The organism is Enterovibrio norvegicus (genome assembly GCF_002876705.1).
In the GTDB taxonomy this organism is placed as follows: Bacteria; Pseudomonadota; Gammaproteobacteria; order Enterobacterales; family Vibrionaceae; genus Enterovibrio; species Enterovibrio norvegicus_B.
In genome coordinates this window covers 1-10,155 of record NZ_MDAG01000060.1, presented here as the reverse complement: position 1 = coordinate 10,155, position 10,155 = coordinate 1, and the positions used below count along the sequence as shown (strand labels likewise).

8 protein-coding genes and 1 tRNA gene are annotated in these 10,155 nt (G+C 47.4%); 5 read left to right on the top strand and 4 right to left on the bottom strand.

The genetic code is table 11. The annotated features are described in order from the left end of the window. Positions 1 to 100: 100 nt before the first annotated feature. Together BCT27_RS22810 and BCT27_RS22805 are read left to right on the top strand one after the other, a co-directional pair. Entirely contained in the window at positions 101 to 1,288 is a 1,188-nt protein-coding gene (locus BCT27_RS22810; protein ID WP_102396872.1) for an NnrS family protein, read from the top strand. Between the two features lie 95 nt (positions 1,289 to 1,383). Continuing rightward, positions 1,384 to 2,157: a class II glutamine amidotransferase gene (locus BCT27_RS22805; RefSeq protein ID WP_241905244.1), complete on the top strand. Its 774-nt coding sequence runs from the start codon at positions 1,384 to 1,386 to the stop codon at positions 2,155 to 2,157. 126 nt (positions 2,158 to 2,283) lie between these two features. Here the strand turns inward: BCT27_RS22805 and BCT27_RS22800 are convergent, their stop codons facing one another. Next, complete coding sequence (locus BCT27_RS22800) at positions 2,284 to 3,054, bottom strand: nucleotidyltransferase family protein (RefSeq protein WP_102396871.1); 771 nt, start codon at positions 3,052 to 3,054, stop codon at positions 2,284 to 2,286. Positions 3,055 to 3,378: 324 nt separating this feature from the next. Between BCT27_RS22800 and BCT27_RS22795 the strand changes: the two genes are divergently transcribed. Then, complete coding sequence (locus tag BCT27_RS22795) at positions 3,379 to 4,014, top strand: 2OG-Fe dioxygenase family protein (protein WP_017010549.1); 636 nt, start codon at positions 3,379 to 3,381, stop codon at positions 4,012 to 4,014. Between the two features lie 267 nt (positions 4,015 to 4,281). Then, complete coding sequence (locus tag BCT27_RS22790; protein ID WP_102392127.1) at positions 4,282 to 5,706, top strand: MipA/OmpV family protein; 1,425 nt, start codon at positions 4,282 to 4,284, stop codon at positions 5,704 to 5,706. Between the two features lie 243 nt (positions 5,707 to 5,949). On the opposite strand, the gene BCT27_RS22785 is transcribed toward BCT27_RS22790, so the two are convergent. From BCT27_RS22785 to BCT27_RS22775, 3 genes are all read right to left on the bottom strand, one after another. Beyond that, a complete protein-coding gene (locus tag BCT27_RS22785; RefSeq protein ID WP_102318871.1) occupies positions 5,950 to 6,537 on the bottom strand; it encodes an FMN-dependent NADH-azoreductase in 588 nt (195 codons plus the stop codon). Between the two features lie 177 nt (positions 6,538 to 6,714). Continuing rightward, a complete protein-coding gene (locus tag BCT27_RS22780) occupies positions 6,715 to 7,413 on the bottom strand; it encodes a TSCPD domain-containing protein (RefSeq protein WP_102318870.1) in 699 nt (232 codons plus the stop codon). 65 nt (positions 7,414 to 7,478) lie between these two features. Next, positions 7,479 to 9,635, bottom strand: coding sequence for an adenosylcobalamin-dependent ribonucleoside-diphosphate reductase (locus BCT27_RS22775; RefSeq protein ID WP_102318869.1), 2,157 nt, complete (start codon positions 9,633 to 9,635; stop codon positions 7,479 to 7,481). Positions 9,636 to 10,007: 372 nt separating this feature from the next. Between BCT27_RS22775 and BCT27_RS22770 the strand changes: the two genes are divergently transcribed. Then, a tRNA-Cys gene (locus BCT27_RS22770) sits at positions 10,008 to 10,081 on the top strand. Positions 10,082 to 10,155: the final 74 nt, after the last annotated feature.

Genomic DNA, 10,155 nt, shown 5'->3' with positions numbered 1-10,155 from the left:
CTCGCACCTCGCACCTCGCAATATGAAATCAGTACTACCTTTTCTTTAAACATGTAACTATAATGCATCTTATAAAATCCAAACCTCAGCAGGCATCAAGATGATTAACATTGTCGATAAAGCAAAAGAAGATCGTATCCCCCCCATTCTTCGTTTGGGGTTCAGACCTTTCTTCTTTCTGGCTGCGAGCTATGCGGTATTTACAGTGAGTGTTTGGGTTTGGTTGTTTACGTCAGGGCATACGTCGCCGCTGAATGTACCGCCTGTTTGGTGGCACGCCCATGAAATGCTGTTTGGGGTAGCGATGGCTGTCGTCGCTGGTTTCTTGCTGACAGCAGTGCAAACATGGACAGGCGTGAAAGGGACGAGTGGTTTCCGTCTCGCGTTGATTGTTGGACTGTGGTTGCTAGCACGTGTGTTGTTTTGGACTGACACACCGCTCGCGGTGATCGCCATTGTTGATGCGGCTTTTCTTATCGTCTCGGGTTGGGAAGTGGGTTATCGCGTTGTGATCACCAAAAAATGGCGAAACTTGTTTTTTATTCCCATGTTGCTGGTTGCGGTTGTGGCGAATTTGGCGAGTTACGCAACCGTAAAAGGCATGCCGCCATTTCCTGCCAGTGTGCTTTGGCAGGCCATGATTTGGTGGTTCATGATGTTGATTTCCATCATGGGTGGCCGCGTTATTCCTTTCTTTACCGCAAAACGTTTTCAGTTACAGTCGCCAACGCCGATTTGGTGGCTGGATGTGTGCGCCATTTTTCCTCTGCTGTTGTTGGCGATCGTTAGCTTCTTTCCCATGGTGCCCGATGCGTTTGAAATGACTTTACTGCTGGTGGCGGGTATTGCTCAACTTGTGCGCTTGTATCGTTGGCAGGGATTGAGGTCTTTTTCAGAACCTCTGGTGTGGTCTTTACATGTTTTCTATCTAGCCTTGCCTGTGGGATTGATTTCCAAAGCACTCCTGTTAGGAAATACGTGGGCGTCACATACATTGCTGCATATGTTTGCCATGGGAACGTTAGCGGGCGTCGTGTTAGCCATGATTACGCGCGTCACCATGGGACACACCGGGCGAGAAATCTATAAAGGTCCATCATTCCAACTGGCTTACATCTCACTGATTGCTGCGACCCTTGTACGTGTTATCGGCCCGATTGTGTGGCCTGAGTATCTGCTTTTGTCGGTCGGTATTGCGGCAATAGGGTGGGGAATGGCATTTACGTTGTTCGTCATTATCTTTGGTCCAATGCTGTGGAAAGCACGATTAGACGGTCATCCCGGCTAACACAATGAAAATATTACGCCTTCTTTTGTCAGTAGCACGGCAATTGCCAAAAGTTACGTCATACTGATAGTAATGTATCTAAAGAGGGCAATGGAATGTGCAGATGGTTGGCGTATCAGGGAACGCCGTGTTTTTTAGATGAAATGTTGCTTCAACCTGCTCATTCATTGGTTATGCAAAGCATGGAAGCAACCAAAGCAGTGACGGCAGTAAATGCGGATGGCTTTGGGTTGGCTTGGTATGGTCTTTTGCCCACACCTGCTGTGTACCATGAGGTGATGCCCGCGTGGTCTGATGGTAATTTGAAATCCATCGCGGAACATACGCTATCCCATCGATTTATGGCGCACGTAAGAGCATCCACAGGGACAAATACCTCACGAGAGAATTGCCATCCCTTCAATGTCGATAATTGGCTCTTCATGCACAACGGCCAAATTCCAGAGTTTGAATCTCTCCGCTACAACATGGAACGACAGCTCAATGAGTCGTTTTATCTTAAGCGTCGCGGCTCGACGGACAGCGAACTGATTTTCCTTCTTCTGCTCCAAAAAGGGCTTCTCGACTCACCGCGCGATGCACTTTGCAGCGTGATTGATGACATTGAAGCTGAAATGCGCGCGCGAAACATCAAAGAGCCATTTAAGGCATCACTGTGCCTCAGTGATGGAAAGCAGTTCTGGGGGCTTCGCTACGCGACGTCAGGCAAACCGCCGACCTTGTTCTATAAAGAAACAGAAGGCGGTGTTGTGCTTGCCTCCGAACCCTTTGATGAGAAGCGTGAAGGCTGGACAACGGTTCCCGAACAATCGTTTGTTGATATTCAAGGGAAGGAAGTGACGATAACGCCATTTCGGTGTGACGGCTAACTGAGCTATCGTCTCTTGAACTGACGAGATACACCACAGAACGACATGTAAAAAGGGCGGCTTTTCAATAAGCCGCCCTTTTATTTATAACTAGAGTTCGCGTTGCTTACGTCATCAATTTCTTGATTAAACTGCCATGCTCAGTGGTTGGTATGCCTGCCAAGCATGGTCATATAAAGCACGAGAGGTTTGGCGCAAACGGTTGATCTTCGCAAATTCATGCTCGCTCAATTCGCGCTTCTCAAGGGTCGCAGCACGTTCTATCTTTTGGATCTCTCGATAAATCTCGTGTTCTTGTCCGTTTTTAATGTCCGCGATTTTCTTCAAATGCAACTGAACTTCAGCAATCATTTGTGTTTCTGGTAGTGCAACAAGCACTTTCAAATCGCGGTACCCAGAAGGGCGCGGTGCATGAAATCGGTTAATCACTTCTTTGGTTTGTGTGGATGCTGCCAGCTCTGCATAGGCAGCGGTCAGTGCATCTACTGAATCAACCTCAACGGTGACTCGAACTACATCGGTGAGCTGAGACGCGTCACCGCCTAATTCGCCTTCCACTTTTTGCTTGGCACGGACTTCGCCTTTTATGCCAGCAGAGTAAACGGTGCCATCCACATGGTCAGCAATTTGATGGGCAAGATCTTCCAATTCTTGCTGAGCATTGGGGGCCATATCGTAAAGTGATTCAAGGGATTGGTGTGGCTGACGTACGTCAACAGCACGGAATGATGGAATGGAATATAAGTCGGAAAGGGTGTCGGTTTTCGTTGTTACGGGCTGTTGGTATGAAATGCACTCGCTAGATTTACATTCTTGAAAATCAATACCTTCCGCGTGAGCCGGAACGCGAATCACAAGGATTGGTACGATGATCAACGCCTTAAACATTCTTCCCATTAAAGTTCCTCTTATCTGGCTTGGAGAGCGTCCACAACTCTATCCTAGCGTTGGAAATTGAATGTTAGCTGAACAAGCTTTCGATGAAAGCGCGCTACCTCTCAAAGTGATTTGGTGTGTTTGGTGAAGTTCAAATTATTTGAAATATGCCACTGCAAAGTCGGTCTATGGTGGCATAAATGTTCAAATATTAATCTATGGGTGATTAATATGACTTTACAGGTTTGGCAAATTTGTTGCCTTGGTTTTAACTGAATGTAAGGGTTGTCATCGGTGTTGATTTACCCAATCAAACCGATTCACGGAAATGATGGAGGACGCAACATGTATCATCCAGATTACCTCATGCAGCTATGTCATATCAGCGACCATGCTGTTCGGGAATTAGAACCAAGTTTTGCCGCGCTGCCTACTACCCCTTATGCAGATGGGCAATACCGACTTAGACGCTACTCTGTGGTGCGTTGCCAAGATGGCGATGTGCATCAAATGCAACACCATACCTTTATGCAATCCCAAGACATCAACCACCATCAAGGTGGCGTGGTACGGAATTTCGAAGAACTGACCTCAGACGTGATTCATTCCCAAGGCTTGTTTGAGCTTTGCCAATTGTTTAAAGACAACAATGAGCTGAATGATGAACAAGACATTGAAATCCACCAGATGCGGGTGATCACGGTTGATGACATCACGCCTGTTTCACCGGAAGGGATCCATCAAGATGGCTTTGATCATATTGCTATTGCTGCGATCCATAGGGAAAACGTGCAGGGTGGTGAGATTCTTGTCTACAAGGATAAAACAGAGCGTCCATTTTTCTCACTCGCGATGAATGACGGCGATGTCGCTTTGCTCGACGACCATGCCGTTTGGCACAACGCGAACCCGATTCGACCACTTAACCCGCATCATCAAGGTCATGTCGATCTCTTTGTGCTAACGGCAAGAGAGCATTAAGAATCACTAGAAACATTCAGGGATAGCCAGATGTTCAAAATGAGGAGCGGGCGTGAAACAAGTCTTGCTCCTGTCTGATGGATGCCTTTGCTTTGTTGGATGCGTGGTGACGGTGGTGTCGTGCTGGTGGATTGGCATTGAGGAGTATGTTTGATTTTTTCTGTGGGCCGCAGTTCTAAGCCGCTGTAATCATGCCTTTTTCCCCTGAAAAATCTCAAGTTTCGCGTACACTATACCCATGTCATATTCATCAACGCAGTCAATGTCATGGTTTTACGCAACATCCTTACGCTTCCTTCTTTAGTGGCGAGTGCCGCCATTTTTACCAGTGCTGGTGCATTTGCCACGTCTGAGCCTATGCCCTCTGAAACTATGCTCTCTGAACCTGTGCCATCTGAGCCATTGCCAGTCGAAGCCACCGAGGAAACGCCTGCAGATGTAGAAACTTTGCGTTCTAAGCGAAGCGAAAACTGGGGCATTGCTGCCACGATGCGAAGTGCTGGTATTCCCTACAAAGGCACTGGCAGCGATTATGTGTCGAGTTTTGTGCCAATGATGTTCTATCAAGATGAAGCGTTCTTCATCAATGGCACAGAAGGGGGCATTCGTCTTTGGGAGAAAGAGGAATGGCGACTCAATGCGATTCTGCGCATGCGTTTTATCGACTTGCCGCGGGACGTGCAAAATGACATTGGCGGGGACACGGGAGATTACGGCTTTCAACTCAAGCGAGACTTTGGCGAGGGCTGGTACTCAGACTTAGAGTTTCTTTCCGATAAAAGCGAACGTTTTCATGGTGTCGCGACGTTGGGTAAAACGTTTGAAAGTGACGATTACTTCGTCGATGCCACGGCCTCTGTTCGATATAAAGATGCCAACTTCAACAGCTATTACTACGGTCTGTCAGAATTTAGCGACCGAGGTGAACGCCTGGGCGCAGGTGCAGACATCAAAATCGGTGTAAGAGGGCGCTACCACGTTTATTCCAACCTTTATCTCGTTGGGGCCACCTATGCGACGTATTTTGACAGCAATGTTCGTCATGCTTCATCCATCGATGCTGATTGGCAAGGGGAAGTGTTTGCGGGCTTTGGCTTCTTCAACGATAACCGCCGACACGGTGAGCGAGAGCTCTCGACACGTCCTTACTGGCGCGTGGCTCATGGTTGGGCAACGCCATCAAACATTGGCGACATTATTGCTGGCGATAGCGAAAAAGACCCGTTCAACAACCAACTTACTTCGTTGTTTTACGGCCATCCACTGACGGATTCTTTGTTTGGCGTCCCGCTTGATATCTATCTGACACCGGGCGTGGTGTGGCATTGGAATTCAGAGGTTCAAGCATCTTCCTCTGAATTCGTTATGGCCATTAAAGCGTTCTACGAAGTGGAATGGCCAACGAAATGGCGAATCGGTGTTGCGGAAGGCTTGTCTTATGTGAACAACATTACCTACATTGAACAAACTGAATTGAATGAAAAGGGCTATGAGCCAAGTAATCTATTGAATTATATCGATTTGTCGTTAGATGTTAACTTGGGCGATCTTTTTAATGTTCCCGCGCTCGACCGTGCCTGGTTGGGTTACTCGATTCATCACCGTTCTGCCATCTTCGAAAAAGCGAGCCAGTTTGGGCGCATTAAAGGTGGGAGTAACTACAACACCTTGTATCTTCAGATTGAGTTTTAAGGTCTAAGAGGCGAGATAACGAGACGCGAATTGCTAGAGACGAGATTGCTAGAAACGAAAAAAGCGCCGAGAAGAAGGTAACAGTCCTTTAATGGCTGATGTCATTGCAGAGCATATTGCCGAATCTCGAATCTCGAATCTCGAATCTCGAACATAAAAAAAGGCTCCGAAGAGCCAAACGCAAAAGCCCACAGCGCGCGGGATCACTCCCGATCGCTGTGGGTGTTGGCAACTTTTCCTTGTCTAAAACAAGGACAACAGAGTGCGACGCGCACTGTCCATTGATGTTTTTGCAGGTTCATCTCCCATGGCGAGGGCTTCGCTGTAAACAAACTCGATGTCTGAGATACCAATAAAACCCAACACCGTTTTCATGTAACCCACTACGTGGTCATTCGGGGAGTCTTTATGAATACCACCACGCGTTGTGACCACAATGGCTTTTTTATCGGTAAGTAAACCTTTAGGACCTTGCTCTGTGTAGGCGAAAGTCACACCTGCACGCGCAATAAGGTCGATCCAATTTTTTAATTGAGTGGGCACACTGAAGTTGTACATTGGTGCAGCAATCACCAGCGTATCACTGACCTGAATTTCGGTGATCAATTGGTCTGAAAGTGCAAGGGCACGTTGTTGGCGTTCAGACAGATTCTCAGCACCGCGTAACCCCATCATGATTTCACTGTCCAAAACTGGCACCGGGTGTGTGGCTAAGTCGCGTTCGATGATTGATGCTGTGTTGCTGAGGTTATCTACTAACTCATTAATCAGCGTTGACGATGAAGAATGGTCGCCGAGGATGCTTGATTTCAGAACCAGAATGCTAGCCATGTGTTGCTCCAAAAAAAATGAACGATTTGTTCATCAATGCAGGAAAATATACGGCTTCAAGTGTTGGATAAAAAGCGGAAAAATCTGGGGGTATCGTTCTAAAATTTTGAACGATAAAGAAAACCTACAAAAAAGGGCTTCCTGAGAAGCCCTTATTCATTGTGCGTTAAATACGGATTAACCGCACTTAGAATCGCCGCAGTTTAGACAGGTTTGGCAACCGTCTTTCACGATCACAGCTTTGTTGTGACACTTGTAGCAAAGGGTCGCGCTTGGCGGGAAGCCTGTGTTCACAGGTTCTTCTTCCTTCACGTCTTCTTTGACTGTGTTTTCTGCACGTTTTGCTTCAAGAAAGGCTTTCTGATGCTCGTCCATTTCTGGGTTTTTCAGCATGCCGATTTCCATCAAGTGCTGTTCAATCACGTTGCCGATTTCAGCGATCAGTGACGGAACGTATTTACCTTTGTTCCAGTAGCCGCCTTTCGGATCGAACACTGAACGAAGCTCTTCCACCAAGAATGTGCAATCGCCGCCTTTGCGGAATACTGCTGAGATGATGCGTGTTAGCGCAACGATCCACTGGTAGTGCTCAAGGCTTTTGCTGTTGATGAAGATTTCAAACGGGCGACGTAGCTCGTGATCAGTGCCTTCATTCAATACAACATCATTGATGGTGATGAACAGAGAGTGCTCTGAAACGTGCTCAGGCGTTTTCAGTTTGTATGTCGTGCCAAGCAGTTTCTCTGGGCGCGGCATTTCTTCATGCATGGTTTCAAGCTTCGGTGCTTCTGGAACAGCTTGCACAGGCGCTTCTTGAATCGCATCTTTGCTTTTTACTTTATACGCGACAATTTTGCTTTCGATTTTACGTGTCATGATGAACTACTTCTTTCTGACGAGAGCAGCACCTCTGCTGCTCCCATTTTACTGAACAGATGCGATTAGAACTTACCGTAGTAACCTTCTTTAAGCGCATCGTAAAGGTTAGCGGCAGAGTGCAGCTCACCGTCATATTCAATTTTCTCGTTACCTTTGGCTTCGAAGGTAGAACCGTCTTCCAACGTAAACACGTAGGTGGTGTTCTCAAGGTCTTCTTCTTTCACCAATACACCTTGGAACACTTCTGGGTTGAAGCGGAACGTGGTGCAGCCTTTTAGGCCTTTGTCATACGCATCCATGTAAATGTCTTTAAATTCTTCAAACGGGAAGTCGGTAGGGACGTTGGCCGTTTTAGAAATCGACGAGTCAATCCAGCGTTGTGCCGCGGCTTGAACTTCTACGTGTTGGCTTGGCGTAATGTCATCAGCGGTAATGAAGTACTCAGGCAGTTGCTCGTCTTCTTTGGTGCTGTATGGCATTGCTTTTTGATTGATAAGCTCGCGGTAAGCCAACAATTCAAAGCTGAACACATCAACGCTTTCTTTTGATTTCTTGCCTGATTTGATGACGTTGCGCGTGTAGTGGTGCGCAAAGCTTGGCTCAATGCCGTTACTTGCATTGTTTGCTAGCGACAGAGAAATTGTGCCCGTTGGTGCGATTGAACTGTGGTGCGTGAAACGGCCACCATTCAGTGCCAGCTTCTCAATAAGGTCTGGACGCACTTCGCCAATCAACTGCATGTAGCGGCTGTATTTCGCGTGAAGAACTTTACCAGCAACTTTGTCACCGAGTTTGATGCCGTCTTTTACCATTTCAGGGCGTTGACGAAGCATCTTCGCAGTAACAACGAATTCTTTGTCCATCACAGGCGCAACGCCTTTTTCAGCCGCTAGCTCAACCGCTTGCTCCCAACCGGTGATCGCCATTTCTTGCGCTACTTGCTCAGTGAAAGCAATAGACGCTGCGCTGCCGTATTTGTGGCGAAGCATGGTGCAGGTAGAACCTAGACCTAGGAAGCCCATACCATGGCGGCGCTTGGTTTGGATTTCTTCACGTTGTTTTTCAAGTGGCAATTGGTTGATTTCAACCACGTTGTCCAGCATACGTGTGAAGGTTGACACCACCTTGCGGTACATTTCCCAATCGAACTGTGCATTTTCAGTGAATGGGTCACGAACGAATTTGGTCAAGTTCACTGAGCCTAGAAGACACGCACCGTAAGGCGGTAGAGGCTGCTCACCACATGGGTTGGTCGCACGGATTTCTTCACAGAACCAGTTGTTGTTCATCTGGTTTACTTTGTCGATCAGAATGAAGCCTGGTTCTGCGTAATCGTACGTAGACGACATGATCACGTTCCACAGGTTACGCGCAGGCATGGTGCGGTAAACTTTACAGGCAACACGGCCTTTTTCGTCTTCAACCAAATCGTCGCTGTTTGGCCAGTCAGCCCAAACGATGCTTTCATCAGTGTAGAGATCCAGCTTGTCTTGGCGTGCTTCTTTGGCAGTGATAGGGAAGATCAGCTTCCACTCGCCGTCGTTCTTCACGGCTTCGATGAATTCTTCAGTGATTAACAATGACAAGTTGAATTGGCGTAAACGGCCATCTTCACGTTTTGCGCGAATGAATTCGGTCACGTCTGGGTGGCGAATATCCATGGTGCCCATTTGTGCACCACGACGGCCGCCCGCAGATGATACGGTAAAGCACATCTTGTCGTAGATATCCATGAACGACAGTGGACCTGACGTGTACGCGCCAGCACCCGATACGAACGCACCACGCGGGCGAAGCGTAGAGAAATCGTAGCCGATACCACAACCAGCTTTCAGGGTAAGACCTGCTTCGTGCACTTTACCTAGAATGTCATCCATTGAATCTTGGATGGTGCCGCTAACAGTACAGTTGATGGTAGAAGTCGCAGGCTTGTGCTCAAACGCACCGGCGTTAGACGTAATACGTCCCGCAGGGATTGCACCATGACGAAGTGCCCACAAAAACTCCTTGTACCATTTTTCTTGAACTGACTTTTCTTCAAGATCCGCAAGTGCACGTGCGACACGTTTGAAGGTGTCATCTAGCGTGACATCGATAGCTTCGCCGTGCTTGCTTTTAAGACGGTATTTGCTGTCCCAAATTTCCATCGACGTGTCTTGGTAAGGAACAGAAAGTACGCCTGTGGTTTCGATATCAGAAGCTGACTTGGTTTTAGCCATTATGAATTGCACCTCGGAAGTAATGCGGTCGTGTTGAGCGTTTATTATTCAAAGACACTATATTGTGTCTCTGATTGGCAAGGGCGCAGATCAAACCACTATATCGTGTGATCTTCAAGTCTTGACAAGCACTCTTTCTGCATCAATTTTTCATGCGGGATTCACTGCAAAGAATAGCGTATATAAAGTGTTCTCAGGATGTGACTAATTTGAAAGAGAAAGCATGAATAATCGACAAAAAGAGCAATTCAGAAACACTTGGTTGGAAAGTTTTAAAAAATCGTTGCGTCGTTATTTTTGCTCCCTATAATCCCGCCCCGTAGCCAGAGACCCTTCTCTGAACTGTTTGGAATTGGATTTCAGCAGCACGTTGGCGCGTTGGCAGAGTGGCTATGCAGCGGATTGCAAATCCGTGGACCTCGGTTCGACTCCGGGACGCGCCTCCATCTTTCCTCTTCTCGTCTTTTTCTCTCTTTACCCAAGCTTTTCGCACTGTCATCCTTTCTCGCTTTCTCGCTTT